Below are 23,653 nucleotides of genomic sequence, written 5' to 3'. Positions count from 1 at the left end.
TCTCCCCCCTTCAGGGGGAGATTGATGCCACCACGGCTTTCGCCAATCGCCAAGGCTGGGAAGGCAGGACAAAGGCATGCTTTTGTGTCGGCCGCAGCAACTTTGTTCTTGCTTTGTGCCGGCAGCTATGCTACTAATTTGGCTATGGTGCCAATTGGCTCCAACGACCCGCCCGCCGAGGCGGGTTTTTTGTTATCGCGCCATTCACGGCAAAATGGCCCAAGCGGAATACGATTCCGTTGCGGCCAATCAGCTTTCGTCTCGACGGTCGCTGAGTTTGACGCACCCCATCGTTCGAGCCTTCAGCCGGTTCAATCAATTCGATCCCCGAACTGTCACTTTTTGCTCGGATCGTCTGCCGGGTTGACGTAGGTGATCTTGAATGGCCCCTCGCCATGAACCTCTACGATCGTATCGCTTGTCGTCCAGGCGAAGTGATTCATTCCGGCCGGTGCGACGCCGAAGCCGCCAGCAGTCAGTTCGACGCCTTTCGCCTCGTCGAGCTTATCGCCCATTCCAAAATGGAAGTTGCCGGAAAGCACCGTCATGTATTCCGTGGTGGGATGATTATGTGCGGCAATTTTGTAGCCGGCGGGTGCCTTCAACCGCAGCACAAAGGCGCCGTCCTTTGAGGGATCTCCAGCGACAACAGCCATTTCCGCCCCAGCCGGAATGACAGCAGGAGCAGGACCCCATTTGATGTCTTTGGCGTTCATCGGCCTCTCGTCAGCAGACAGAGGCGCCGTCCCAACAAGCAGCAGTGCCAGGGCAGAGGCAAGCTTGAGCATGACAATCTCCTCGTGTCTGTAGGCGACTGCGTCGAGTATCGGCGGGCCGATCCACTTGCCGATTGGAGTCTATCAGGCCAGAGCGCCCGACGCATCCTGCGAACGGGGGACACGCATTCGCGGTAGCCTCGGAAGCTGCCGCTAAAAAACATTTCCAGGTGAAACGATTTTGTTTGTATCTCCGTGGGTAATTGGCCCTCGCTAGCTTCCAGTGCCAGATTTCTCTACGGCAGAAGACGGCTTGACGGCCTTTGGCTGGCGGCTGAAAAGGGCTGGCCTGCGGACGTGGCGGAATTGGTAGACGCAAGGGACTTAAAATCCCTCGATCTCTGATCGTACGGGTTCGATTCCCGTCGTCCGCACCAGATTTGGACTTGAAAGGACAGATCGAGAGCGGGTCATTTCGCGGGACTGCAATTGCCGACCGCTCGCTTATTGAGCTTGCCAGACTTCAGGTCTGACAGTTGCGGAATGGATGCATCAAATCCAGCGTATTTTTCGTAGACGTTCCTGTCCAACGAGATTTGCCGTCCGGCGGCGGTAAAAGCGACCATCCCTGTACTACCGACATAAGCTTGCGCTGCTCGCATTCTGCAGAAGTATTTTTTCTCGCCGTTGGAAACGAACCAGCCCAGTGAGCCTGACGCACCTCGCGACAGCTTGCCGGTCTTGTATCCTTTGCCCTGCAGGTTGGAGTAGGATTCAGCGTGTGAGGGGGCAATCGATGCCAAGAGAAAGACAGCCGTCGAAATCGCGCCCAACCACTTCGGCAAGTTTTTGATAATCATGGATCTGTTCCCCTCAGCTGCATCTCAGCCCGTTGCGGCAAGGAATTAAAGCCGTTCACCTCCCGATCGGGTTCAGCTTCAAATGCTGGATTAAAATAATCGTCTTGGCGTCGATGATCCGACCATCGTGGATGCCGGCCAGAGCCTCGTCGAGCGGCATTTCGAGAACCTCGATGTCTTCGCCTTCGTCGTGGGCGCCGCCGCCGTCGGAAATGCGGTCGGCGGGCGAATAGCGGGCGACGAAGAACCAGAGCCGCTCGGTCACGCTACCGGGGCTCATATAGGGCGAAAACAGCCGCTGCACGTCCTTCAGACGGTAGCCGAGTTCCTCCTCGGCCTCCTTGCGGATGCAGGTTTCGGGATCGTCTTCGTCGAGCAGGCCGGCACAGGCCTCGATCAGCGGCTCCTTGTGGCCGGTGACGTAGGCGGGGTAGCGGAACTGCCGCACCAGAAGCACCGTCGACCGCTCGGGATCGAAAGGCAGGATCACCGCGCCGTCGCCGCGATCGTAGGTTTGGCGGGTATGCGTTTCCCATTTGCCGTCGCGCCGGCGATAGTCGAAGACGGTCTTTTTCAAAACCGCCCATTCGTCGGAAAGGACTTCCTCAGAGCGGATGCGAATGCGATCTTCCATGGTGGACTCCCTGCTGCCGCGGCAAGGCGTAGCCGCGAACGGCCGTTCGTGCAATCGGTCCACCAATTGGTCCAGGGGCCGTTTCACCGTCTCGTGTCTGGCGCTGGCACAGTCGGCTGCCTAAATAGCGGCAACCCTTTCCGGAGTTTTTTATGACCTCATCGCTTTTCCAGCCGATCACCCTCGACGGCCTCACCTTCCCCAACCGCATCGCGGTCGCGCCGATGTGCCAGTATTCGGCCGAGGACGGCTCGGCCAGCGATTGGCATCTCTATCACTGGATGAACCTGGCGATGTCGGGCGCCGGCATGGTCACCGTCGAGATGACCGATGTCGAACGGCGCGGCCGCATCTCGCATGGCTGTCTCGGCCTCTATTCCGAGGACAATGAGGCGGCTGCCCGGCGCACGCTGGATGCAGCCAAGCGTGTCGCCGCACCGGGCACGAAATTCGGTACGCAGCTTGCCCACGCCGGACGCAAGGCCTCCAACCGCAAACCCTGGGAGGGCGGCGGCCCGCTGCACGCCGATCAGGACCCGTGGCCGATCGTATCGGCCTCGGCGATCGCTTACGACACCGGCTGGCAGGTGCCGCGGGCGCTGGAGGACGACGAGATCCTGCAAATCATCGAACGCTTCGCCGACGCGGCGCGGCGGGCCGAGCGCGCCGGCTTCGACTTCATCGAGCTGCATGCCGCGCATGGCTATCTGATCTTCCAGTTCCTGTCGCCGCTTTCCAACCGGCGTACCGACCGCTGGGGCGGCTCGCTGGAAAACCGCATGCGTTTCGCCGTCGAGATCGCCAACGCGGTAAAGAAGGCGGTGCCCAGGCTGATGCTGGGCGCGCGTCTGTCGATCAAGGAATGGGTCGATGGCGGCTTCGACGTCGAGGATGCGATCGAAGTGGCAAAAGCGCTGAAGGAAGCCGGCGTCGCCTATCTCTGCTGCTCGAGTGGCGGCAATTCGCCGTTGCAGAAGCTGCCGACCGGCCCGGGCTACCAGGTGCATTTGGCCGAAGCGGTGCGCAAGGCCGTCGGCATCCCGACGCGGGCCGTCGGCCTGATCGACGATCCGAAACAGGCCGAGGCGATCGTCGCCGACGGCCGCGCCGACATGGTGGCGCTGGCGCGCGCCTTTCTTGCCGATCCGCGCTGGGGCTGGCGCGCCGCGGCCACCTTCGGCGAGAAAATCCACCCGGCGCCGCAGCTTGCCCGCTCGGTGACGACGATGCAGCACTGGATGAAGGCGGCGAACTGACGGCGGGTTCGTCTCGCTGGACGGGCCAGCACAGCTTCGCACTGATCCTCTGCCGGTGTAGAGTGGCCGGGGCCGCGGCGGGGCGCGGCGGGTTGGGGAGCAGAGACATGTCGTTTAGGGGGATTTCCATTGCGGCTGCCGCCGCGGTTGTGGCCGGGCTGTCGTTCGCCGCATCGACGCCGGCCGGGGCGCAATCTTGCGAAGGTACGGTTCACGGTCTTTCCAGGCACTACAATCTGGCAACGGGAAGCGGCTTTCTCGCCGTTCGGGCCCGACCGAACTCGTCGTCACGCATGATCGCGCAATTGTTCAATGGGGACCAAACCGAGATCTTCGACCGCCGCGGAAACTGGTACCAGGTCGATTTCGGTGGCCGCACCGGCTGGGCGAATGCGCGCTGGCTGCGCAATGACTGCGGCTACTGAGCTATTTTCGCCTGAGCTAAAATAGCAGTTGCAACCAAATCGGCCGCTCCGCGTTGGCGGCGATGATGGACAGCAAGCCATTTGAAAAGCCGGTCGTGGTCGAACTCGGCCATGTCGGCAAGTATCGCCACATCCGCAGCGCCCAGGAGGCGGCGGAGTGCCTGATGACGGTCTGGCCACTCAATCGCGGGCCCCGTCATCGTGATGCCCTCGACACTTGCCTAAAAGTGCTGGAAGGTTATCGTTCGACGGCGGATGCGCGCCGGGCACTGATCGAAGCCGCCAGGGAATCGGACGTGCTGGTCGCAGACGACAGGCTGCCAGACGACAGGTTGGCCGACGACAGGCTGCATTGAGGCAACGGGCTTTCAACCGGAGGGTTTCATGGCGAAACTGACCTACAAGATCGTCGAGCATGACGGAGGCTGGGCCTACAAGGTCGGCTCGACATTCTCCGAAACGTTCCCCACCCATCAGGATGCCTTGCGCGCCGCCGAGATCGCTTCGGCCGAACAGCAGGTCGCCGGCAACACCGACGGCATCCAGTATGAGGACGCCGACGGCAACTGGCACGACGAGCTCGCCGACGGCCGCGACCGGCCGCAGACCGAGGTTTCGGATTAGGGCGTGTCGATATCCCAGTGATGCCGGCGTGCTTTACAGGTCAGTTTGGTAGCGCTACCGTCTCACATCGCGCGCGTGACCGGGGAGGAGCCTGGGCGTCGCCGCGGGCCAGGCAGGAAAGCGGTTTCCTTCGAAGTCGTTGCAGGAATCAGTCGGGAGGAGATCGATGGCGTCTGTCGCAATCGGCGATGTCTACAAATCATTTGGGACCGTCGAGGTCCTGCACGGGGTCAGCGTCGATATAAACGACGGCGAGTTCGTCACGCTGGTCGGACCTTCGGGTTGCGGAAAGTCGACCCTTCTCAGAATGATCGCCGGCCTGGAAAAGATCTCGCGCGGCCAGATCGCGATCGGCAAACGTGTGGTCAACAACGTTGCGCCAAAGGAGCGCGACGTCGCCATGGTCTTCCAGAACTATGCGCTCTACCCGCATATGACGGTTGCCGAGAACATGGCGTTCTCGCTGATGCTCAAGGGCGTTCCCAAGACGGAGAGCGATGCCGGCGTGCGGCGTGCGGCCGAGATCCTGGGGCTGGTGCCGCTGCTCGACCGTTATCCCCGCCAGCTTTCCGGCGGCCAGCGCCAACGCGTCGCCATGGGCCGGGCGATCGTGCGTGACCCGCAGGTTTTCCTGTTCGACGAGCCGCTGTCCAATCTCGATGCCAAGCTCCGGGTGCAGATGCGCGCCGAGATCAAGGAACTGCACCAGCGCCTGAAGACGACGACGGTCTACGTCACCCACGACCAGATCGAAGCGATGACCATGGCCGACAAGATCGTCGTCATGCATGACGGCATCGTCGAACAGATCGGGCCGCCACTCGAGCTCTATGACCGGCCGAACAACCTCTTTGTCGCCAGCTTCATCGGGTCGCCCGCCATGAACATGCTCAGGGGCGAGATCGTAAGCGACGGCTCGCCGTCGTTTCGCGGCGCCGGAGGGATTTCGGTCCCGTTGGCCTCAGCACTTTCCATCGGCAATGGTGAGCCGGTCGTGCTGGGGATACGGCCCGAGCATTTACGGCTGTCCGACCATCAGGGCATTCCGGTCACCGTCGCGGTGGTCGAGCCGACAGGGTCCGAAGTGCAGCTCATCGGCCGAACCGCCGGCGGCGAGGAGATCGTCGCCAATTTCCGGGAACGGCATTCCTTCACGCCGGGCGAAACCATCCGGCTTACGGCCGAGCCTGGCCTCATCCATCTCTTTCACGGCAAAACCGGACAGCGGTTCGAAACACCCATCGGGCAGTAGGACGGCAAGGACCATAAGCAGGAGGAAGCGAACATGAAATTCACCAGACGTGACGTGATCCGCACCACCGCCGGCGCAGCGGCGGGAGCCTTGGGAAGCCGGTTCATCGGCTCTCCCGCCTTTGCTCAGGAGGGGTTGAAATACAAGCCCGAGGACGGCGCCAAGCTCAGGCTGCTGCGCTGGTCGCCTTTCGTGCAGGGCGACGAGGACCAATGGCTGGCCAACACCAAGCGCTTCACCGAAGCGACCGGCGTCGAGGTCCGCGTCGACAAGGAAAGCTGGGAGGACATTCGCCCCAAGGCGGCGGTCGCTGCCAATGTCGGCTCCGGCCCGGACCTGATGTTCGTCTGGTTCGACGACCCGCACCAATATCCCGACAAGCTGCACGATGTGACGGAACTAGGCGAATATCTCGGCTCGAAATATGGCGGCTGGCACGACGGACCGCACCAATATGCGACACGGCAAGGCAAGTTCCTCGGCCTGCCGCTAGCGACCATCGGCAATGCCATCGTCTATCGCGAAAGCTGGGTGAAGGAGGCCGGCTTCTCAGAATTTCCAAAGGACACGGCAGGCCTGCTCGAGCTTTGCAAGGCATTGCAGGCGAAGGGGCACCCGGCCGGCTTCACGCACGGCCACGGCGTCGGCGACGGCAACAACTACGCGCACTGGCTGCTGTGGAGCCATGGCGGCCAGATGGTCGACGAGAACAGCAAGGTGACGATCAACAGCCCGGAGACGCTGAAGGCGATCGAATACGCGCAGCAACTCTACAAGACCTTCATTCCCGGCACCGAAAGCTGGCTCGACGTCAACAACAACCGCGCCTTCCTGGCCGGCGAATTGAGTGTCATCGCCAACGGCATTTCGGCCTACAACACCGCCAAGATCAACAAGGACAAGGATCCGAAGCTGGCTGAAATAGCCAAGGACATCCGCACCACCAACCTGCCGATCGGCCCGGTCGGGAAATCCGTCGAGCTGTTCCAGGTGACCACGGCCGTGATCTTCGACTACACGCCCTACCCCAACGCGGCCAAGGCCTACCTACAGTTCATGTTCGAGGATCCGCAAATGTCGCAGTGGATCACGTCGTCGGCAGGCTATTGCTGCCAGACGCTCAAAGCCTTCGACAACAACCCGGTGTGGACGGCCGATCCGAACAATGCCGCCTACGCCAAGGCCTCGGCGACGCTGCGCCCCAACGGCTATGCCGGCCCGCTCGGTTACGCCTCGGCGGCGACCATGGCCGATTATGTGCTGGTCGATATGTTTGCCAAGGCGGTGACCGGCCAGGCGACGCCGCAAGAGGCGATGGAAGAAGCCGAAAAGCGCGCCAACCGCTACTATCGCGTTTGAGCCGGCTCGGCCGGGCAGCCATGCTGCCCGGCTTCGAATCGCGCATGGCCGCCCGGCCGTTTACGAAACCTTAGAGGAGCCGACCCATGGCCGTGACCTCCGCCGCCGTTCAGCCGCGTCCCTCGATCTTGTCTCGCATCCTGGCGACCTTGGCCGATAGCCGAAACGCGCTTGGCTTCGGCTTCATGCTGCCGGCGGCGGCACTGCTGCTGGTCTTCCTGACCTATCCGCTCGGGCTCGGCGTCTGGCTCGGCTTCACCGATGCCCGCATCGGCCGCCCCGGCATCTTCATTGGCATCGAGAATTACGAATATCTGTGGGACGACGCCGTCTTCTGGCTCTCCGTTTTCAACACCTTGCTTTATACGATCAGCGCCTCGATCCTGAAGTTTGTGCTCGGCCTCTGGCTGGCGCTTATCCTCAACCAGAACCTGCCGTTCAAATCGTTCTTCCGCGCGATCGTCCTGCTCCCCTGGGTGGTGCCGACGGTGCTGTCGGCGATCGCCTTCTGGTGGATCTACGATTCGCAGTTCTCGATCCTGTCCTGGGCGCTTATGGAAATGGGCCTGATCGACCATCGCATCAATTTCCTCGGCGATCCCGAGAATGCGCGGGCTTCGGTCATCGCCGCCAATGTCTGGCGCGGCATTCCTTTCGTCGCGATCACGCTGCTTGCCGGCCTGCAGACGATTCCGCAGTCGCTCTACGAGGCCGCCACGCTCGACGGCGCCAGCCGCTGGCAATTGTTCCGCTATGTGACGCTGCCGCTACTGACGCCGATCATCGCCATCACCATGACGTTTTCGGTGCTGTTCACCTTCACCGATTTCCAGCTGATCTATGTGCTGACGCGCGGTGGGCCGGTGAACGCCACGCACCTGATGGCGACGCTGTCGTTCCAGCGCGGCATTTCCGGAGGCCAGCTTGGCGAAGGCGCCGCGATCGCAGTCGCCATGATCCCGTTCCTGCTGGCGGCGATCCTGTTCAGCTACTTTGGCCTGCAACGGCGCAAATGGCAGCAGGGCGGCGGAGATTGACATGACCGCGATCGAAACGAGCAAACGCCCGAAACTCGACGAAGGCGGCATGGGCTACCTGCAGAGCGTGCCGCGCCGCGTGGTGACGGTCTATCTGCCGTTGCTGATATTCGTCATCGTGCTGTTGTTTCCGTTCTACTGGATGACGATCACGGCGGTTAAGCCCAATCTCGAGATGACCGACTACGCCAATTTCAATCCGTTCTGGGTGGTGCATCCGACGCTCGAGCATATCCGCTACCTGCTCTTCGAGACGTCCTATCCGGGCTGGCTGCTCAACACGATCATCATCTCGACCGCCGCCACGTTCCTGTCGCTGCTGGCTGCGGTGTTCGCTGCCTATGCGATCGAACGCTTGAGGTTCTCCGGGGCGCGGCAGGTCGGCCTCGCGGTGTTCCTCGCCTATCTCGTGCCGCCTTCGATCCTGTTCATTCCGCTGTCGGTGATGGTGTTCAACCTTGGGCTTTACGACACGCCCTTCGCTCTCATCCTCACCTATCCGACCTTCCTGATCCCGTTCTGCACATGGCTGTTGATGGGTTATTTCCGCTCGATCCCGTTCGAGCTGGAAGAATGCGCGCTGATCGACGGGGCGAGCCGCTGGCAGATCCTCACCAAGATCGTGCTGCCGCTGTCGGTGCCGGGCCTGATTTCCGCCGGCATCTTCGCATTCACGCTGTCATGGAACGAGTTCATCTACGCCTTGACCTTCATTCAATCGTCCGAAAACAAGACTGTGCCGGTCGGCGTGCTCACAGAGCTGGTGCGCTCGGACGTCTATGAATGGGGGGCGCTGATGGCGGGAGCGCTGATCGGCTCGCTGCCGGTGGTGGTGCTCTATTCGTTCTTTGTCGAGCACTATGTTTCCTCGATGACTGGAGCCGTGAAGGAATAGCCGATATCCTGATTAGGTTCGGAGGTATTCCCGGCGGCCGGGATGCGCGGGGCGGCACCCTGCCGGCCGATACCGCGTCCGGGAGGGTCTCAGCTGCCGGTGTCGGACCTCGGCGCAAATGCGCGGTCGGCAATGCGTTCGATGAAAGCGACGACCCGTTCCGGCTCGACGAATTGCGGCATGTGGCCAAGCCCCTCGACCGGCTCGAAATCGAGCCCGCTGATCTTTTCCATCACCGGCCAGCCGTGGATATCGATGCCCAGCACGCGGTCGGAAGCACCAAACAGAATGCCGACCGGCATGGTGATCTCACCGCAGCGTTTCTCGATGCGGCCAAGGTCATGCGCGATCGCCACGACATCGGTCGATGTTGCGTAGAAATGGCTTGGCCTCAGCCCGCACCAGCCGCCGCCCTCGACCATATAGTCGGCCGGCGCCGTCTGTGGCGCGAAGATGAAGGCCAACGTGCGTTCTGCATATTTGAGAGCCGCCGGGATCGCCACCGTATGAGCCATGATCCGGCGCCGCAGCGGCGAGTTGATGTATAGCGGGCCGAACTTCTCGCGCGCGTCCGGCTCCATATGGGTCAGCGGCGCCAGCAAGGCGATGCCGGAAATCGCCTCGGGATGCTCGACAGCCAGCGTCAGTGCGATGGCGCCGCCCAGCGAATGGCCGACGATCAGCGGCTTTTCCAGTCCCAGCGCCTCGATGAAGCGCCGCACGATTTCGGCCTGCTCGGGCAGCCGCCCGCTGGCACCCCTGGCCCGCACCGAATAGCCGGAGCCCGGACGGTCGAGCGCGATCAGCCGATAGTTCGGGCCGAAAATTCCGAACAGCGTGTGGCGGAAATGATGAAGCTGCGCGCCGAGGCCGTGCAGGAAGACGATCGGCCGCCCCTCGCCCGTCTCGACATAATGAATGCGGTCGCCGTCGATCTCGATGAATTTCCCGCTGGCCGGCACCAGCCTTTCGGCTTTCGCCGCGATCCGCCGTGTCGCCAGCAGAGGATAGGCTGCCACGACGAGCGCCAGCAGAACCAGCGCGCCGGGCAGCCATAGAAAAATCGGTACCGGCATGTCTTGCTCAAGGCTCCAAACCCGCACGCAGCATCACCCGCCGAAGGGTCCACTACAAGGGAGGTGGCACAGGTGGATCCGTCGTTTGGCGGCATTGCCGCCGGCCGTCCACCGCGCTATCTCAGGCGACCCGTTTGCCGGAGCCTGCCATGACCGAAATCGTCACCGCCGCCATGCTCGTCATCGGCGACGAGATTCTGTCCGGCCGCACCAAGGACAAGAACATCGGCCACCTCGCCGATATCATGACGGCGATCGGCATCGATCTGAAGGAAGTGCGCATCGTTGCGGACGAGGAAGACGAGATCGTCGCTGCGGTGAATGCGCTGCGCACCCGCTACACCTATGTCTTCACAACCGGCGGCATCGGCCCGACGCATGACGACATCACCGCCGATTCGGTTGCCAAGGCCTTTGGTGTGCCATGCGAATACGACGCCAGGGCCTACGCCCTGCTGGAGGCAAGCTATGCCGCCCGCGGCATCGAATACACCGAAGCGCGCAAGCGCATGGCGCGGATGCCGCGCGGGGCAGACCACATCGACAACCCAGTGTCGGTTGCGCCGGGCTTTCGCATCGGCAACGTCCATGTCATGGCCGGCGTGCCGGCGATTTTCCAGGCGATGCTCGACAATGTCGTGCCGACGTTGCGGGCCGGCACCAAAATGCTATCGGCCACCGTGGAATGTCCGTTCGGCGAAGGCCTGATCGGGGGGCCGCTGGGCGACATCCAGAAGGCGCATCCGGACACGATCATCGGCTCCTATCCGAAATATGGCGACGGCAAATTCTGGACGGAACTGGTGGTGCGCGCCCGCAGCCAGCAGGCGCTGGACTCCGCACGCGCCGACGTAGAGGCTATGGTGGCGGGTTTGATCAAGGCAAACAAGGCGGGCTGATCGGCGTGACGGAACCAAGCATCGCGCAGTGACGTTTGTCACGATGGGATCGCCGTAAGGAGTGAGGGACTGCCATGCGATTCAAGACCATCGTCGCCATACTGCAGAACGAACAGGACGCCGAGCGCGTGCTCGACTGCGCGATCCCGCTGGCCAGCCGGTTCCAGAGCCATCTGATCGGCATCCATGCCGAGGCGCTGCCCGTGCCCTACACCTCGGCCACCGGCTTTCCGGACACCGAGTTCCTGCAGGTTTCGGCCGACATGAACCGGGAGCGCGCCGAGAAGTTGCAAGCCGCCTTTCACAATCGCGTCGAGAATTCCGGCCTGTCGTTTGAATGGCGCAGCCTCGAGAGTTTTTCCGGCGACAGCGCGCTGACCGGCATCTCGACCGTTCGCACCGCGGACCTGATCATCGCCGCCCAGCGCGAATCGGGCAGCGACCCGAGCGCCGACGTCGACACGCTGGTCTACGACGCCGGTCGGCCGGTGCTGGTGGTGCCGCATTCGGGTCCGCTGGTGACCAGCTTCAAGCATGTGCTGCTCGCCTGGAACGGCAGCAAGGAAGCCGCGCGCGCGGCCTTCGATGCCCTGCCCTTCATCATCGAGGCCGAGAAGACGGACATCGTCGTCATCGACCCGCCGGATACGCTCGACGAGGCGCCGGAAACGGCCGGCGCGGAAATCGCCGCCTCGCTGTCCAGGCACGGCGCGACCGTCAGCGTCTCGGTGCTGAGGTCCGGCGGCGCCTCCGTCGACGACATCATCCAGACCAGGGTCGCCGAAACGGGTGCGGATCTGCTCGTGCTCGGCGCCTACAGCCATTCCTGGCTGCGCCAGCTGCTGTTCGGCGGGGTGACGCGGACGGTGCTGCGCACCGCACCGGTGGCGGCTTTCCTGTCGCGGTAGCTTCAGAGGGATAGCTTTCCACTCCCCTTGCCAAGGCCAAGCCTTTCCAGTTAATTCCGCGCGCATTCCATAGTGTCTGCGCGCGATGCGCGCTTTGCGGAGTGCGCGAAGATGTCCCTGCCCGAAAAAGCCTTCCCGGTCTCCTGGGACCAGTTCCACCGCGATGCGCGCGCGCTCGCCTGGCGGCTTGCCGGCGCCAACAAGGGGCAATGGAAGGCGATCGTCTGCATCACGCGCGGCGGCCTGGTTCCGGCCGCCATTATTTCGCGCGAGCTTGGCATCCGCATCATCGAGACGGTCTGTGTTGCCTCCTACCACGACTACACCAGCCAGGGGCAGTTGCAGGTGCTGAAGGAGGTCACGCCGGCGCTGCTCGCCGATGACGGGGCTGGCGTGCTGATCATCGACGACCTCACCGACACCGGCAAGACGGCCGGCATCGTGCGCGCGATGATGCCCAAGGCGCATTTCGCCACCGTCTACGCCAAGCCGAAAGGCAGGCCGATGGTCGACACCTTCGTCACCGAGGTCAGCCAGGACACCTGGATCTATTTTCCCTGGGACATGGGCTTCACCTACCAGAAGCCGATCGCCGACGACCACGCCGGCTGATTCGCGGCACCGCCGCTCATTGCAACCAGCCCAAGGCATCATCCGCAGCCGAGAAATGCCGACTTGATGCTCGCGCGGCCGCCCCATTTGGGCGAGACCGGCGCAAATCGGCAGAATCTCGCTGGTCCATGAAACATTTTTTACTTTTATTGCTTATAATTAGCCGTAAGATTCATGAGACGGCAAATGATTCTGGAAGCTGGGGCAAGCTTCTCCGATGTTGACGAGGCCAACGACGCACAACCATCTGGCCGAAAGGGTCCAGCGACTCTTCGGCGCGGTGCCGTCCCGCCTGCAGGTTGCAGCGTTGCCTTGGCGCGATAGCGGGGACGGCGTCGAAATCATGCTGATCACCAGCCGCGATACCGGCCGCTGGGTGCTTCCCAAGGGCTGGCCGGAAGCGAAGGAGCCGCTTTGCGAAGCGGCGGCGCGCGAAGCCGGCGAGGAGGCCGGGCTGCGCGGCACGATCTCGCATCACGAGGCCGGCCGCTATTTCTACGCCAAGGTGCTGGATTCCGGCGAGGAAGTGCCGTGCGAGGTTCTGGTGTTCCCGCTGCAGGTCGACAAGGTCGCCGACAGGTGGAAGGAAAAGCGGGCACGCACCCGCAAATGGGTCAGCGCCGCCGAAGCTGTGGGCATGGTGCATGAACCGGACCTTCGCCAGATCATCGCCCATTTCTGCGCCGATCCACGCCGGTTCTCCTGAGCCCGAGCGGCGCATAGCCGCGGTCAGGTGCCGCGAACGCCATCGCCGAAGCACCTCCGCGCGGCGCCGAACCTTCCTCGCCGCGCTCCGCTTCTATCCCCGTTATCCACATATGTGACACACAAGATGTTGGGGTCATAAAAGCTACGCAAACGAATCCTTGACGGCGCAAAACGAGTCGCCTTTTATAGGCCATGCGCTCCTGTTGAGAGCGCGACCGGAAAAGTTTCGAGGCCGGTCTTTTTCCCGGAATATGTGCGTTTTGATCCGCATTCCCGCCTGTCTACGAGGCCGGCGGAGGCGTGGGATTTTGAAGCCTTGGGGGCGAAAGGGGAGGACTGTCGGACTTGAATAAATTGTCTGTTAATACTATATTTAGTGTTTGCAGGTAGGTTCGACGCTAGATAATGTGAATTTCCCTCGACCGAGGGTGTTACAAAAAGTTTTCAGATTTGAGGGACCCACAGGGTCCGTGAGCGCGTCGGACAGCGGCCTCGCAAGAGGTCCGACCGGCAGGGCGGCGGAGACTGTGACGATGAGAGCCGGCGGTTTCGAACGCCGGCAGACGGCGGCCATGCGCGTTTCGTCAAGAGGGCAGAAATCCTCTGGGAAAAGCGCTATATGTAGACAAAAGGGACCGGACCAATGCGCATCGAGCGTCGTTTCACCAAGCCAGGACAATCTGCCTATGCGGAGATCGAATTCCGCAAGGCGCTTTCCGAGATCAAGAATCCGGATGGGTCGGTGGTCTTCCGCTTGGACAACATCGACGTGCCGGCGCAGTTCTCCCAGGTTGCCGCCGATATCCTGGCGCAGAAATATTTCCGCAAGGCCGGCGTGCCCGCACGGCTGAAGAAGGTCGAAGAGACGCAAGTTCCCTCCTTCCTGTGGCGCTCCGTCGCCGACGAGGCTGAACTGGCCAAGCTGCCGGAAGCCGAGCGCTACGGTTCCGAGACCGACGCCCGCCAGGTCTTCGACCGGCTTGCCGGTACCTGGACCTATTGGGGCTGGAAGGGCGGCTACTTCAAGTCGGAGGACGACGCGCGCGCCTTCCGCGACGAGCTCGCGTATATGCTGGCCACCCAGCGCGTCGCTCCGAATTCGCCGCAATGGTTCAACACCGGCCTGCACTGGGCCTATGGCATCGACGGTCCGAGCCAGGGCCATTTCTATGTCGACCCGTTCACCGGCAAGCTGACCAAGTCGAAGTCTTCCTACGAGCATCCGCAGCCGCATGCCTGCTTCATTCAGGGCGTGCAGGACGACCTCGTCAACGAGGGCGGCATCATGGATTTGTGGGTGCGTGAGGCGCGCCTGTTCAAATATGGCTCCGGCACCGGCTCGAACTTCTCGTTCCTGCGCGGCGAAGGCGAAAAGCTGTCGGGCGGCGGCCGCTCGTCGGGGCTGATGAGCTTCCTCAAGATCGGCGACCGCGCGGCGGGCGCCATCAAGTCGGGCGGCACGACGCGCCGCGCCGCGAAAATGGTCATCGTCGACGCCGACCACCCCGATATCGAGGAATTCATCGACTGGAAGGTCAACGAGGAGCAGAAGGTCGCCTCGCTGGTCACCGGCTCGAAGATTGTCAAGAAGCACCTCGAAGCGATCATGAAGGCCTGCATCAACTGCGAAGGCAATGGCGACGATTGCTTCGACCCGGCGGTCAACACCGCGCTGAAGCGCGAGATCAAGGCGGCCAAGAAGGACGCGGTGCCGGAGAACTACATCTACCGCGTCATCCAGTTCGCCAAGCAGGGCTACACCTCGATGTCGTTCAAGACCTACGACACCGACTGGGATTCGGACGCCTATCTCACCGTTTCGGGCCAGAACTCCAACAATTCGGTATCGCTGAAGGACGATTTCCTGCGCGCCGTCGAGCAGGACGGCGACTGGCATCTCACCGCCCGCAAGGACGGCAAGGTGCTGAAGACGCTGAAGGCACGCGATCTCTGGGAAAAGATCGGCTATGCCGCCTGGGCGTCGGCCGATCCGGGCCTGCATTTCAACACGACGATGAACGACTGGCACACCTGCGCCTCGGCCGGTGCGATCCGGGCGTCCAACCCGTGCTCGGAATACATGTTCCTCGACGACACCGCCTGCAATCTGGCGTCGATCAACCTACTGCCTTATCGCAACGCCGACGGCACCATCGACGTCGCTGCCTACGAGCACACGGTGCGGCTGTGGACCATGGTGCTGGAAATCTCCGTCATGATGGCGCAGTTCCCGTCGAAGGAGATCGCCAAGCTTTCCTACGAGTACCGCACGCTCGGCCTCGGTTACGCCAATATCGGCGGCCTGCTGATGACCTCGGGCATTCCTTATGATTCCGACGAGGGCCGCGCCATTTGCGCCGCCCTCACCGCGATCATGACCGGCACCGCCTATGCCACTTCGGCTGAAATGGCCGCCGAGCTCGGCGCCTTCCCCGACTACGACCGCAATGCGCAGAACATGCTGCGTGTCATGCGCAACCACCGCCGCGCGGCCTATGGCGAAAGGGACGGCTACGAGAAGCTTGCCGTCAACCCGGTGCCGCTGGTCGCCTCGGATCTCAAGCAGCAGGAGCTTGCCGACCATGCCAAGGCCGCCTGGGACCGCGCCATCGAGCTTGGCGAGGAGCATGGCTACCGCAACGCGCAGGCAACGGTGATCGCACCGACCGGCACGATCGGCCTGGTGATGGATTGCGACACCACCGGTATCGAGCCCGACTTCGCGCTGGTGAAATTCAAGAAGCTCGCCGGCGGCGGCTATTTCAAGATCATCAACCGCGCCGTGCCCGAAGCGCTGCGCACCCTCGGCTATTCCGAGGCCCAGATCGCCGAGATCGAGGCCTATGCCGTCGGCCACGGCAATCTCAACCAGGCGCCGGGCATCAATCCCGGCTCGCTCAAGGCAAAAGGCTTTACCGACGAAAAGATCGCCGCACTCAATGCGGCATTGAAGTCGGCCTTCGATATCAAGTTCGTCTTCAATCAGTGGACGCTGGGCGCCGACTGGGTGAAGGAGACGTTCGGCTTCACCGACGAGCAGCTCAATGATTTCTCGTTCGAGATGCTACCGGCGCTGGGTTTCTCGAAGAAGGACATCGAGGCCGCCAACATCCATGTCTGCGGAGCGATGACGCTGGAAGGCGCGCCGTTCCTGAAGACCGAACACCTGCCTGTGTTCGACTGCGCCAGCCCGTGCGGCAAGATCGGCAAGCGCTCGCTGTCGATCAACAGCCACATCATGATGATGGCAGCGGCACAGCCCTTCATTTCCGGCGCCATTTCCAAGACCATCAACATGCCGAACGACGCGACGGTGGAGGACGCCAAGGGCGCCTACATGCTGTCATGGAAGCTGGCGCTGAAGGCCAACGCGCTCTATCGCGACGGCTCGAAGCTGTCGCAGCCGCTCAACGCCTCGCTGCTTGCCGACGTCGAGGACGACGAGGACGAAGCGGTCGAGCAGCTGATCGCGGCACCGGCCGCGCAGCGCGCCGTGCAGGTGACCGAGAAGATCGTCGAGCGCGTCGTCGAGCGTCTCTACCGCGACCGCGAGAAACTGCCGAACCGCCGCAAGGGCTATACCCAGAAGGCGGTCGTCGGCGGCCACAAGGTCTATCTCAGGACCGGCGAATTCGATGATGGCCGCCTCGGCGAGATCTTCATCGACATGCACAAGGAAGGTGCCGCCTTCCGCGCGATGATGAACAACTTCGCCATCGCCATTTCGCTCGGCCTGCAATATGGCGTGCCGCTCGAGGAATTTGTCGAGGCCTTCACCTTCACCAAGTTCGAGCCGGCCGGCATGGTGCAAGGCAACGACGCCATCAAGAACGCCACGTCGATCCTCGACTATGTGTTCCGCGAACTCGCCGTCTCCTATCTCGGCCGCCACGACCTCGCCCATGTCGACCAGTCGGATTTCGACAAGACCGCACTCGGGCGCGGCATCAACGAAGGCAAGGCGACGCCCTTCTCCAAGGGCCTGACCCGCGGTGCCTCGCCGGTCAAGCTGGTGTCGGGCATGGGTGCAGAGCCCAAGGGCTTTGCCGGCGCGGGCTCCGGAACTCCGGCCCGTACCGCCCCGACCGCCTTCTCCGGCTCCAACGTGCTGACGCTGAAGCCGTCCAGCGACGAAGCCATCGCCTACAAGCGCGACTACGAGGAGCGCGCCAGGGAACTGGTTGAGGACATCGTCTACGCGGAAGCGTCCGACCCGACGGAGCTGTTCACCGACGAGGCCGCCAAAGAAGCCGCCGAAGCCAAAGCGCTCGCCGCCAACCGGCGCCAGCAATCATTGATGCAGGGCTACACCGGCAACGAATGCTCGGAATGCCATAACTTCACGATGGTGCGGAACGGGACTTGCGAGAAGTGCGATACCTGTGGGGCGACGAGCGGGTGTAGTTGAGATAGCTGATAGGCAAGTTCATCGCTTGGAGGTGGGTTGACGGCAACCCACCTCTAACGGCCAAAGCTCGCGACGTTGCTCGTGCGGTCGTTCAAACGCTGTGCTCGGCCCTAACCCAATACGCGGGTCAGTAGTCCCAGACAGCCGGCACGCAACGAAAGACATCGCCGTCCACCGCCACATGGCAGATAGACGGGAACGGCAGGTGAGTGGCCACCAGCGGCTCGCGGGTCGCCGCCAGCTCCCGCAAAAGATTGATCCGGACGCGGGCTGCCTCCTCGGGGTCGTGTTCGAAGCCGTTGTGCCAGTCGGGTTGGTCGAACCCGACCTGGAACACGGCGTCGCCGGCGAAGGTCAGCCGATCGCCGCCGGACGCTAGGCGGACCACGCTGTGCCCGGGGGTGTGGCCGCCGGTGAGCGTGACGACCACCCCCGGCGCCACCTCATGCTCCGTCTCAAACGGCCGCAACTGGCTGTGGTAGTCGTTCACGAACCGCTTGGCCGCCCGCCGCAGCGCATCCGGGAACCCCGTTGGCATGGAGACGCGGGAGAAATCGGGCGACTCCCAGAACTTGAGCTCGGCGGCCGCCACGTGAATCCGCAGATCCGGACGCAGCCGGTCCTTCACCCCGTCGATGAGGAGCCCGCCAATGTGGTCCATGTGCATATGGGTCAGCACCACGTCGGTGACGGATGCGAGATCGATGCCGGCGGCCTCCAGTCGCGAGACCAACCGCCCGGCCCTCGGCAAGTGCAAGTCCGGGTCCATCCCCAGCCCGGCGTCCACGAGTATGGTCCGGTCGCCGCTGCGTACGACGACCACGTTCAGCGGCCACTCGAGCACGTCCGGCGGCAGGAACATGTCGTCCAGCCAGGCCGCCCGGAGGGCCGGGTCGACGTTGTATGCCATAACCGGCGCTGGTATCGGCAGCACTCCATCGCTGACCACCAGCACGTCGATGTCGCCGACCTGCAGCGCGTAGCGCGACGGAACCAATTCGGGCTCCGGTCTACCGTTGCTGTGCTTGGCGTTCAGGCTGTCGGCGCAGTGCTGGATCGAGGGGTGTGAAATGTTGTCCAAGCTCATGTTTGTCTCCTGCTGACCAGTCGTGCGGGTTTTTGTTTCTGCCTGCGACATGATGCGCTCCTGTTTTGCGTGATCGAGACGTGTGGGTCACAAGCCACGTCGGGGACCCTATGGGGAAGCGTGTCGGCTATCGAGCTACACCTGAGGATGGGTCAGCCTGTGCTCTCAGTGGACCGCAGCGAGGATTTGGTGGTGAAGAGGCTGGCATGAGGGAGTAGACGCTCTCGCCCACCGAACCGCGCCCCGCGCTCAGCGTTGACTCGAAGCCGTCCTCAATATCCGTGACGATGTGCTCATTAGAGCAGGAAAGATCTCAGGAGGAGCTGCTGTTCAACTACGTCGGTGTAGATGATCGGCCGCTGGCCATAATGACATTTCCAACCGAAGAGGTCGCGCAATGCGTTACGTGGCAGTCATCGAAAAGCCGGAAACAATTTTTCCGCTTAGCTGCCGGACCTACCCGGCTGCATTGCGATCGGTGCTCGAGGTGGAAAAACCGAAATTCGCGACGCAATACGCTTTCACATCGAAGGCCTCGCGCGCCGATGGACTGGATGTGCCCAAAGGTGTCAGCCTGGCGGAATATGCGGAATATATTGAGGCGTAAAAGCTGCGCCTCCCCTTCTCCCCTTGTGGGAGAAGGTGGCCGAGCGAAGCTCGGTCGGATGAGGGGTGCTCCAGCTTGGCACGGCGGCACTCCGTCCAACACCCCTCATCCGGCTCGGCGCTGCGCGCCGATCCGCCTTCTCCCACAAGGGGAGAAGGCAAGAGCTGCCGCTACTCCGCCTCCGCTACCATCTGCCGGCCGCCAACCCAGTCGCGCCATGCCCGCTCATCGCCATGGAACACGTTGAGGTCGATGCGGCCCCTCACCCCGTGCGACAGGCCGGAGCCGGAATATTGCCAGAACAGCCATTTGCGGCCGGGATAGACCTTTGACGGATGCGCGGCCACGGCGCGCAGCCAGAATGGATAATCGGGGAAGGCGCCGCGCAGATTGTCACGGTAGAAATCGGGCGCGGTGTAGATGATCGGGCGCTGGCCGTAGTGGCGCTCGAGCTTGTCCATGAACACCTGCATCTTTTCCAGCACCTTTTGCCGCGACGGGCGGCGCTTGCAGCTGGATTCGCCGTTCCACTCGACGTCGATCACCGGCGGCAGCGCGCCCTCGACCCTCGGCACGTTGCGGATGAACCAGTCGGCCTGCTCGCCGGCGGTGCGGCACCAGTAGAAGAAGTGATAGGCGCCGCGCTTCAAGCCGGCGGCGTCGGCATTGCGCCAGTTCCTGGTAAACATCGGGTCGATATGATCGCCGCCGTCGGTCGCCTTGATGTAGGCGAAGTTGGCGCCCTGGGCGCGCAGCTTTCCCCAGTTCACATTGCCCTGCCAGCGCGAAACGTCGACGCCATGGACGGCAAGGCGCCTCGGCGAGGAGGACTTACCGAAATTGATCGGCTTGGCGTCGCGAAAACCATAGCGCGTGACCGGCTCGGCAAGCATCGCCGGTGCTGCGCGTGTCAGGCGCTTCGACGGCGACATCAGCGCGATGACCTCGGCCGGCGGTTCGACGTCCTGATCGGGTACGCCCATCGCGACCGGCTGTTCGTCCTGCTCCTGTTCGGCAAAAGCGGGCGCAGCATCAGTTTTCGCCACGGATGCCACTGGCGCGGGTGGCCGCACAACCGAGCTGGTGGTCTCGCTGGACGGCACTTGCAGCGCATCGACGCCGGAGGTCGACGTACAGCCGGCAAGGCACAGCGCTGCGATCGAAAAGATGACGACGCCTGATAACCGCATCTGGACCTGTACGCAAAACACAACAGACCGAAGGCAGGACAACGCCGCCGGACAAACCAAGCTGGATTCCTAACAAGAAACTACCAACAAAGTTTGAATCGAATTGTTAGGGGGTTTGCATCGGGACGTTCGCCCGGACGGGGTGCGCTATCCCCAACGTTCGACCACGTGGCTGCCTCGCAATCCCGCTTGACAACTCACTGCATGAGATTAGTCTCCACTAATCTTACGGTGTAAGGCCATACTTGGGAGGAAGTCATGCAGCCCGCCGCCCTGTCAGAATTGCAGCCCGTAGCCCCGCCCGAGCCACGCTCGCCCGCCATCGGGATCGACGAGATATCTGGCGATCTCAGCCGCGTCATCGAACGCGCCGAGGTCAATGCCTGGCTCGATCTCTATCGCGCCGCCCCGGCAGACTTTGCCGCAAGGCAGGGCCTGGCGATCGCCGAAGATGGCGATCTCGTCTGGACCACCTGCACGACGATCCCGTTCATCCATTTCAACTGCGTCAAGAATCTCGGTGTCGATAGCGCTGCCACCGAGAGCCGGCTCGACGCGCTTCTGGCGCATTATCGCGAGGCCGGTATTCTGCGGCCCTGGTTCTACACCAATCCGCATACCGAGCCCGCGACGCTCAGCTGCTGGCTCGAGGCACGCGGCCTGCAGCGTCAGGGCGGCTGGGAACGCATCTTTCGCGATGCCACGCCATTGCCAACGGAGCCGCTTTTCCCGTCGAAGGGTGTCTCGGTCGAGCGGGTAACGTCGGCAACGGCAAGGGAATGGGCTGGGTTCATCGACAGCCAATATCGGTTGCCGACCTCACCGTGGTTGCGGGCGCTGGCCGGCCGACGCGGCTGGCATCATTACATGCTGCGGCGGGACGGCGCGGTGGCGGCGGTGCGCTCGATGTTCATCGGTGCCGACGGCATGGCCTGGAGCGGCATCGACGCGCCGGTTCCCGGCATCATGGCGCCGAGCTTCGACCTCGATGCAATGCTCGGCGAAGCGATGGTGCGCGACGGACTTGCGGCCGGTGCAAAACTGTTCGTGGCCGACATCGAGGCGCCGCAGTCCGAACGCGACGGGCCGGCGTATCGCAACTATGCGCGCCTCGGCTTCAGGCTCGCTTATTTCCGCAGCCATTACAGCTATTTGCCGGCAAATTCCGGCTGACCGCTTCAAGACCCTAGCCGCACAGCCACAGCTTGTGGCAGGTCGTGGCCATAAGGTGGGCCGGCGGTACAAAACGATCGTTGACCGCCACATCATCGTCCGCCCGGCGGACCTTTTCCTCGAGCAGCGTGCGAAGTTCTGCCGGCTGCACGCGGTCGCGCTCCATCACCAGCTTGATCATCGGATCACTCAAGAGCTCGTCCAGGGTGTTGATGCTGTCGTTCATTCCGTCGCCTCCTCGACTGCCGCCCGCACGCAATAGATAGGCAGCAATGATGGCCCGCCAATGACGCTTTGCCGGCTATCTCGTGTCGCTTTGGATTAAATTTTATCCAGACTTCACCTCAAGCCGGAGGTGGCGCGCCTTCATATTGCGGCAGGCCGTCGTCGATCTGGACCCAGGGCTGCTTCGAGGCGGTCCAGATATGCATCTCAGGCCTGAACACCGAAGGATCATCGAGCGAGCCGGTCGTGATGCCGATGATGCCGGCGGAATCGCGCCGAGAAAACATCGTCGTGCCGCAACGCGGGCAAAAGCCGCGCTTGAGATCGGGCGAGGAATTCACCGTCGCCAGCGGACCGTCGACCGTCACATCGTCGATGCGGAACAGCACGCGCGCGTTGAAGGCGGCACCCAGTGCCTTCTGGCAGAGCCGGCAATGGCAGACGCGCTCATTGATCGGTGTCGCCTCGACATGGTAGCGCACCGCACCGCACAAACACCCGCCCTGATATCTTGCCATCGCCCATGTCCCTTCCTGCGAGGATAGGCGATACCTATCGATAGGCGTGGCACCGTCAATTGAAAAGCTTTGATGGCGTTATCTAAAGCTGTGATCCGGCCGATGGGCGATCGGCTGGATGCGCCGAGCCAAGGCCTCATCAACGAAATGCCGGCCATCTCGCGGGAGACGGCCGGCAGACAATTGACTGAGCGTCAGTTCGTTTCGTTGACCACCTCATCCCAAGTCTTGACCTTGGTCTCGCCATTGAGGAACGGCAGCGTGGCAGCTGTCAGTTCCGGCGCGAAGAACACGTCATAGTGCGTGCGGTTCGGCAGGATCGCCAGGCGGTTTTGCGACAGGTTCTCGCGCATCCAGCCGGCGTCCTTCAACCCGCCGCCAAGCATCTGGTAGAACTTGATCTCGTGCTCGGGCCGGTACATGTCACTGTCGCCGAACAACAGCATGACCGGCATTTTCAGATTCGGCACGTCGGCAGAATAATCGTAGTCCTTGCGCATATAGGCGCCGAGTTGGTCGAGCAGTTTCGGAAAATCCTCCGGATGCGGCGCGACCGCGACGTAGGATTTGTACATCGGCGTGTCCTTCATCATGTCGGCCATCGCCGCGCCGACTTGTGCCTGCTGGCCACGCATCTCGGCATAGAAGCCGTCCGCGGCGTAGCCGGTCGAGACCAGGACGAGCCGGCGCACCACGTCGGGATGCTGCACGGCCATGCGGAAGGCGACGCCCCCACCCAGCGAATATCCCATGACGTCGACCTTGTCGTAGCCGAGCGCCTTGACGATCGCCGCCATGTCGTCGCCCATCGCCTCCAAGCTGAGCGGCCGGTCGCCGAGCGCGGTGCGGCCATGGCCCTGCAGGTCGACCCCGATGACGGTGCGGTTTTCGGTAAGCTTCGGCAGGATCGGCGCGAACATGTCGGTTGTGCCGAGACCGCCATGCAGCAGAAGCAACGGCTCGCCCTTGCCATAGACGGCGTAATAATAGTTCAGGCCGTTGATCGGCAGCAGGCCGGACTTTTGCGGCTTCGGCAGTGTTGCGGTTGCGGTCGTCATGGCGGGCTTGGCCTCCTCTGCGTTGATGGTGCCCGGCGCGGCAAAGAGCGCGGCGGCCGAGGCGAAAATGGCAAAAAATATCGATCTGGACATATCAGTCTCCCTCTCTCGTTTGCATCAAAGTCG

The 23,653-nt window shown here is 62.6% G+C and carries 24 protein-coding genes and 1 tRNA gene; 16 read left to right on the top strand and 9 right to left on the bottom strand.

The window, feature by feature from the left end; translation table 11 throughout:
- Nucleotides 1-335: 335 nt before the first annotated feature.
- Nucleotides 336-788 carry a cupin domain-containing protein gene (locus tag NKJ72_RS12990; RefSeq protein WP_352477407.1) on the bottom strand — a complete coding sequence of 151 codons (453 nt, stop codon included), beginning with the start codon at nucleotides 786-788 and terminating at the stop codon, nucleotides 336-338.
- Between the two features lie 279 nt (nucleotides 789-1,067).
- Between NKJ72_RS12990 and NKJ72_RS12985 the strand changes: the two genes are divergently transcribed.
- A tRNA-Leu gene (locus NKJ72_RS12985) sits at nucleotides 1,068-1,153 on the top strand.
- Between the two features lie 33 nt (nucleotides 1,154-1,186).
- Here the strand turns inward: NKJ72_RS12985 and NKJ72_RS12980 are convergent.
- Both NKJ72_RS12980 and NKJ72_RS12975 read right to left on the bottom strand, forming a co-directional pair.
- Nucleotides 1,187-1,576 carry a hypothetical protein gene (locus NKJ72_RS12980; protein WP_352477405.1) on the bottom strand — a complete coding sequence of 130 codons (390 nt, stop codon included), beginning with the start codon at nucleotides 1,574-1,576 and terminating at the stop codon, nucleotides 1,187-1,189.
- Nucleotides 1,577-1,631: 55 nt separating this feature from the next.
- A complete protein-coding gene (locus NKJ72_RS12975; RefSeq protein ID WP_254817694.1) occupies nucleotides 1,632-2,210 on the bottom strand; it encodes an NUDIX domain-containing protein in 579 nt (192 codons plus the stop codon).
- A 152-nt stretch (nucleotides 2,211-2,362) separates the two neighbouring features.
- On the opposite strand from NKJ72_RS12975, the gene NKJ72_RS12970 reads away from it, so the two are divergent.
- From NKJ72_RS12970 to NKJ72_RS12935, 8 genes are all read left to right on the top strand, one after another.
- Nucleotides 2,363-3,466: an NADH:flavin oxidoreductase/NADH oxidase gene (locus NKJ72_RS12970; protein ID WP_352477404.1), complete on the top strand. Its 1,104-nt coding sequence runs from the start codon at nucleotides 2,363-2,365 to the stop codon at nucleotides 3,464-3,466.
- A gap of 107 nt (nucleotides 3,467-3,573) precedes the next feature.
- Nucleotides 3,574-3,891 (top strand): SH3 domain-containing protein, encoded by a 318-nt coding sequence (locus NKJ72_RS12965; RefSeq protein WP_352477402.1) that lies wholly within the window; start codon nucleotides 3,574-3,576, stop codon nucleotides 3,889-3,891.
- A gap of 62 nt (nucleotides 3,892-3,953) precedes the next feature.
- Nucleotides 3,954-4,247 (top strand): DUF982 domain-containing protein, encoded by a 294-nt coding sequence (locus tag NKJ72_RS12960; RefSeq protein WP_352467305.1) that lies wholly within the window; start codon nucleotides 3,954-3,956, stop codon nucleotides 4,245-4,247.
- Between the two features lie 28 nt (nucleotides 4,248-4,275).
- Nucleotides 4,276-4,515, top strand: coding sequence for a DUF2188 domain-containing protein (locus NKJ72_RS12955; protein WP_254817690.1), 240 nt, complete (start codon nucleotides 4,276-4,278; stop codon nucleotides 4,513-4,515).
- 166 nt (nucleotides 4,516-4,681) lie between these two features.
- Nucleotides 4,682-5,767, top strand: a complete 1,086-nt coding sequence (locus NKJ72_RS12950; protein ID WP_352477401.1) for an ABC transporter ATP-binding protein — start codon at nucleotides 4,682-4,684, stop codon at nucleotides 5,765-5,767.
- 33 nt (nucleotides 5,768-5,800) lie between these two features.
- Entirely contained in the window at nucleotides 5,801-7,126 is a 1,326-nt protein-coding gene (locus NKJ72_RS12945; RefSeq protein WP_254817688.1) for an ABC transporter substrate-binding protein, read from the top strand.
- An 86-nt stretch (nucleotides 7,127-7,212) separates the two neighbouring features.
- On the top strand, nucleotides 7,213-8,163 hold the full coding sequence (locus tag NKJ72_RS12940; protein ID WP_254817687.1) for a carbohydrate ABC transporter permease: 951 nt from the start codon (nucleotides 7,213-7,215) through the stop codon (nucleotides 8,161-8,163).
- Nucleotide 8,164: 1 nt separating this feature from the next.
- Nucleotides 8,165-9,058, top strand: coding sequence for a carbohydrate ABC transporter permease (locus NKJ72_RS12935; RefSeq protein WP_352477400.1), 894 nt, complete (start codon nucleotides 8,165-8,167; stop codon nucleotides 9,056-9,058).
- 89 nt (nucleotides 9,059-9,147) lie between these two features.
- On the opposite strand, the gene NKJ72_RS12930 is transcribed toward NKJ72_RS12935, so the two are convergent.
- Nucleotides 9,148-10,134, bottom strand: a complete 987-nt coding sequence (locus tag NKJ72_RS12930) for an alpha/beta fold hydrolase (protein ID WP_352477399.1) — start codon at nucleotides 10,132-10,134, stop codon at nucleotides 9,148-9,150.
- 149 nt (nucleotides 10,135-10,283) lie between these two features.
- Between NKJ72_RS12930 and NKJ72_RS12925 the strand changes: the two genes are divergently transcribed.
- From NKJ72_RS12925 to NKJ72_RS12905, 5 genes are all read left to right on the top strand, one after another.
- A complete protein-coding gene (locus NKJ72_RS12925) occupies nucleotides 10,284-11,033 on the top strand; it encodes a competence/damage-inducible protein A (protein WP_352477398.1) in 750 nt (249 codons plus the stop codon).
- 74 nt (nucleotides 11,034-11,107) lie between these two features.
- The gene (locus NKJ72_RS12920) at nucleotides 11,108-11,941 is read left to right on the top strand and encodes a universal stress protein (RefSeq protein ID WP_352477397.1); all 834 of its coding nucleotides are present in this window, start codon (nucleotides 11,108-11,110) and stop codon (nucleotides 11,939-11,941) included.
- Nucleotides 11,942-12,052: 111 nt separating this feature from the next.
- A complete protein-coding gene (gene gpt, locus NKJ72_RS12915) occupies nucleotides 12,053-12,553 on the top strand; it encodes a xanthine phosphoribosyltransferase (RefSeq protein WP_023674762.1) in 501 nt (166 codons plus the stop codon).
- 217 nt (nucleotides 12,554-12,770) lie between these two features.
- The gene (locus NKJ72_RS12910) at nucleotides 12,771-13,259 is read left to right on the top strand and encodes an NUDIX hydrolase (protein ID WP_254817682.1); all 489 of its coding nucleotides are present in this window, start codon (nucleotides 12,771-12,773) and stop codon (nucleotides 13,257-13,259) included.
- 645 nt (nucleotides 13,260-13,904) lie between these two features.
- A complete protein-coding gene (locus NKJ72_RS12905; RefSeq protein WP_352477396.1) occupies nucleotides 13,905-17,669 on the top strand; it encodes a vitamin B12-dependent ribonucleotide reductase in 3,765 nt (1,254 codons plus the stop codon).
- Nucleotides 17,670-17,796: 127 nt separating this feature from the next.
- Here NKJ72_RS12905 and NKJ72_RS12900 read toward each other — a convergent pair whose 3' ends face one another.
- A complete protein-coding gene (locus NKJ72_RS12900; protein ID WP_254817680.1) occupies nucleotides 17,797-18,807 on the bottom strand; it encodes an MBL fold metallo-hydrolase in 1,011 nt (336 codons plus the stop codon).
- A gap of 355 nt (nucleotides 18,808-19,162) precedes the next feature.
- On the opposite strand from NKJ72_RS12900, the gene NKJ72_RS12895 reads away from it, so the two are divergent.
- Nucleotides 19,163-19,363, top strand: coding sequence for a type II toxin-antitoxin system HicB family antitoxin (locus NKJ72_RS12895; protein WP_352477395.1), 201 nt, complete (start codon nucleotides 19,163-19,165; stop codon nucleotides 19,361-19,363).
- A 170-nt stretch (nucleotides 19,364-19,533) separates the two neighbouring features.
- Here the strand turns inward: NKJ72_RS12895 and NKJ72_RS12890 are convergent, their stop codons facing one another.
- Entirely contained in the window at nucleotides 19,534-20,553 is a 1,020-nt protein-coding gene (locus tag NKJ72_RS12890) for a GH25 family lysozyme (protein ID WP_352477394.1), read from the bottom strand.
- A gap of 258 nt (nucleotides 20,554-20,811) precedes the next feature.
- Between NKJ72_RS12890 and NKJ72_RS12885 the strand changes: the two genes are divergently transcribed.
- Entirely contained in the window at nucleotides 20,812-21,726 is a 915-nt protein-coding gene (locus NKJ72_RS12885; protein ID WP_352477393.1) for a hypothetical protein, read from the top strand.
- A gap of 13 nt (nucleotides 21,727-21,739) precedes the next feature.
- Here NKJ72_RS12885 and NKJ72_RS12880 read toward each other — a convergent pair whose 3' ends face one another.
- The 3 genes from NKJ72_RS12880 to NKJ72_RS12870 all read right to left on the bottom strand — a co-directional run bounded on the left by NKJ72_RS12880 (nucleotide 21,740) and on the right by NKJ72_RS12870 (nucleotide 23,620).
- Nucleotides 21,740-21,952 carry a hypothetical protein gene (locus NKJ72_RS12880; protein WP_023717422.1) on the bottom strand — a complete coding sequence of 71 codons (213 nt, stop codon included), beginning with the start codon at nucleotides 21,950-21,952 and terminating at the stop codon, nucleotides 21,740-21,742.
- Nucleotides 21,953-22,070: 118 nt separating this feature from the next.
- Nucleotides 22,071-22,469 carry a GFA family protein gene (locus NKJ72_RS12875; RefSeq protein WP_352477392.1) on the bottom strand — a complete coding sequence of 133 codons (399 nt, stop codon included), beginning with the start codon at nucleotides 22,467-22,469 and terminating at the stop codon, nucleotides 22,071-22,073.
- A 194-nt stretch (nucleotides 22,470-22,663) separates the two neighbouring features.
- Nucleotides 22,664-23,620 carry an alpha/beta fold hydrolase gene (locus tag NKJ72_RS12870; RefSeq protein ID WP_352477391.1) on the bottom strand — a complete coding sequence of 319 codons (957 nt, stop codon included), beginning with the start codon at nucleotides 23,618-23,620 and terminating at the stop codon, nucleotides 22,664-22,666.
- Between the last annotated feature and the right edge of the window lie 33 nt (nucleotides 23,621-23,653).

The sequence above is a fragment of the Mesorhizobium sp. M0045 genome (assembly GCF_040323385.1).
In the GTDB taxonomy this organism is placed as follows: domain Bacteria; phylum Pseudomonadota; class Alphaproteobacteria; order Rhizobiales; family Rhizobiaceae; genus Mesorhizobium.
The sequence above is the reverse complement of the archived record's forward strand: the minus strand, read 5'-3'. Positions and strand labels throughout refer to the sequence as shown.

Bases quoted from the DNA above. Each gene is read 5' to 3' on its own strand.
- NKJ72_RS12990 (WP_352477407.1), bottom strand. From the start codon at position 788: ATGCTCAAGCTTGCCTCTGCCCTGGCACTGCTGCTTGTTGGGACGGCG.
- NKJ72_RS12980 (WP_352477405.1), bottom strand. From the start codon at position 1,576: ATGATTATCAAAAACTTGCCGAAGTGGTTGGGCGCGATTTCGACGGCT.
- NKJ72_RS12975 (WP_254817694.1), bottom strand. From the start codon at position 2,210: ATGGAAGATCGCATTCGCATCCGCTCTGAGGAAGTCCTTTCCGACGAA.
- NKJ72_RS12970 (WP_352477404.1), top strand. From the start codon at position 2,363: ATGACCTCATCGCTTTTCCAGCCGATCACCCTCGACGGCCTCACCTTC.
- NKJ72_RS12965 (WP_352477402.1), top strand. From the start codon at position 3,574: ATGTCGTTTAGGGGGATTTCCATTGCGGCTGCCGCCGCGGTTGTGGCC.
- NKJ72_RS12960 (WP_352467305.1), top strand. From the start codon at position 3,954: ATGATGGACAGCAAGCCATTTGAAAAGCCGGTCGTGGTCGAACTCGGC.
- NKJ72_RS12955 (WP_254817690.1), top strand. From the start codon at position 4,276: ATGGCGAAACTGACCTACAAGATCGTCGAGCATGACGGAGGCTGGGCC.
- NKJ72_RS12950 (WP_352477401.1), top strand. From the start codon at position 4,682: ATGGCGTCTGTCGCAATCGGCGATGTCTACAAATCATTTGGGACCGTC.
- NKJ72_RS12945 (WP_254817688.1), top strand. From the start codon at position 5,801: ATGAAATTCACCAGACGTGACGTGATCCGCACCACCGCCGGCGCAGCG.
- NKJ72_RS12940 (WP_254817687.1), top strand. From the start codon at position 7,213: ATGGCCGTGACCTCCGCCGCCGTTCAGCCGCGTCCCTCGATCTTGTCT.
- NKJ72_RS12935 (WP_352477400.1), top strand. From the start codon at position 8,165: ATGACCGCGATCGAAACGAGCAAACGCCCGAAACTCGACGAAGGCGGC.
- NKJ72_RS12930 (WP_352477399.1), bottom strand. From the start codon at position 10,134: ATGCCGGTACCGATTTTTCTATGGCTGCCCGGCGCGCTGGTTCTGCTG.
- NKJ72_RS12925 (WP_352477398.1), top strand. From the start codon at position 10,284: ATGACCGAAATCGTCACCGCCGCCATGCTCGTCATCGGCGACGAGATT.
- NKJ72_RS12920 (WP_352477397.1), top strand. From the start codon at position 11,108: ATGCGATTCAAGACCATCGTCGCCATACTGCAGAACGAACAGGACGCC.
- gpt (WP_023674762.1), top strand. From the start codon at position 12,053: ATGTCCCTGCCCGAAAAAGCCTTCCCGGTCTCCTGGGACCAGTTCCAC.
- NKJ72_RS12910 (WP_254817682.1), top strand. From the start codon at position 12,771: ATGTTGACGAGGCCAACGACGCACAACCATCTGGCCGAAAGGGTCCAG.
- NKJ72_RS12905 (WP_352477396.1), top strand. From the start codon at position 13,905: ATGCGCATCGAGCGTCGTTTCACCAAGCCAGGACAATCTGCCTATGCG.
- NKJ72_RS12900 (WP_254817680.1), bottom strand. From the start codon at position 18,807: ATGTCGCAGGCAGAAACAAAAACCCGCACGACTGGTCAGCAGGAGACA.
- NKJ72_RS12890 (WP_352477394.1), bottom strand. From the start codon at position 20,553: ATGCGGTTATCAGGCGTCGTCATCTTTTCGATCGCAGCGCTGTGCCTT.
- NKJ72_RS12885 (WP_352477393.1), top strand. From the start codon at position 20,812: ATGCAGCCCGCCGCCCTGTCAGAATTGCAGCCCGTAGCCCCGCCCGAG.
- NKJ72_RS12880 (WP_023717422.1), bottom strand. From the start codon at position 21,952: ATGAACGACAGCATCAACACCCTGGACGAGCTCTTGAGTGATCCGATG.
- NKJ72_RS12875 (WP_352477392.1), bottom strand. From the start codon at position 22,469: ATGGCAAGATATCAGGGCGGGTGTTTGTGCGGTGCGGTGCGCTACCAT.
- NKJ72_RS12870 (WP_352477391.1), bottom strand. From the start codon at position 23,620: ATGTCCAGATCGATATTTTTTGCCATTTTCGCCTCGGCCGCCGCGCTC.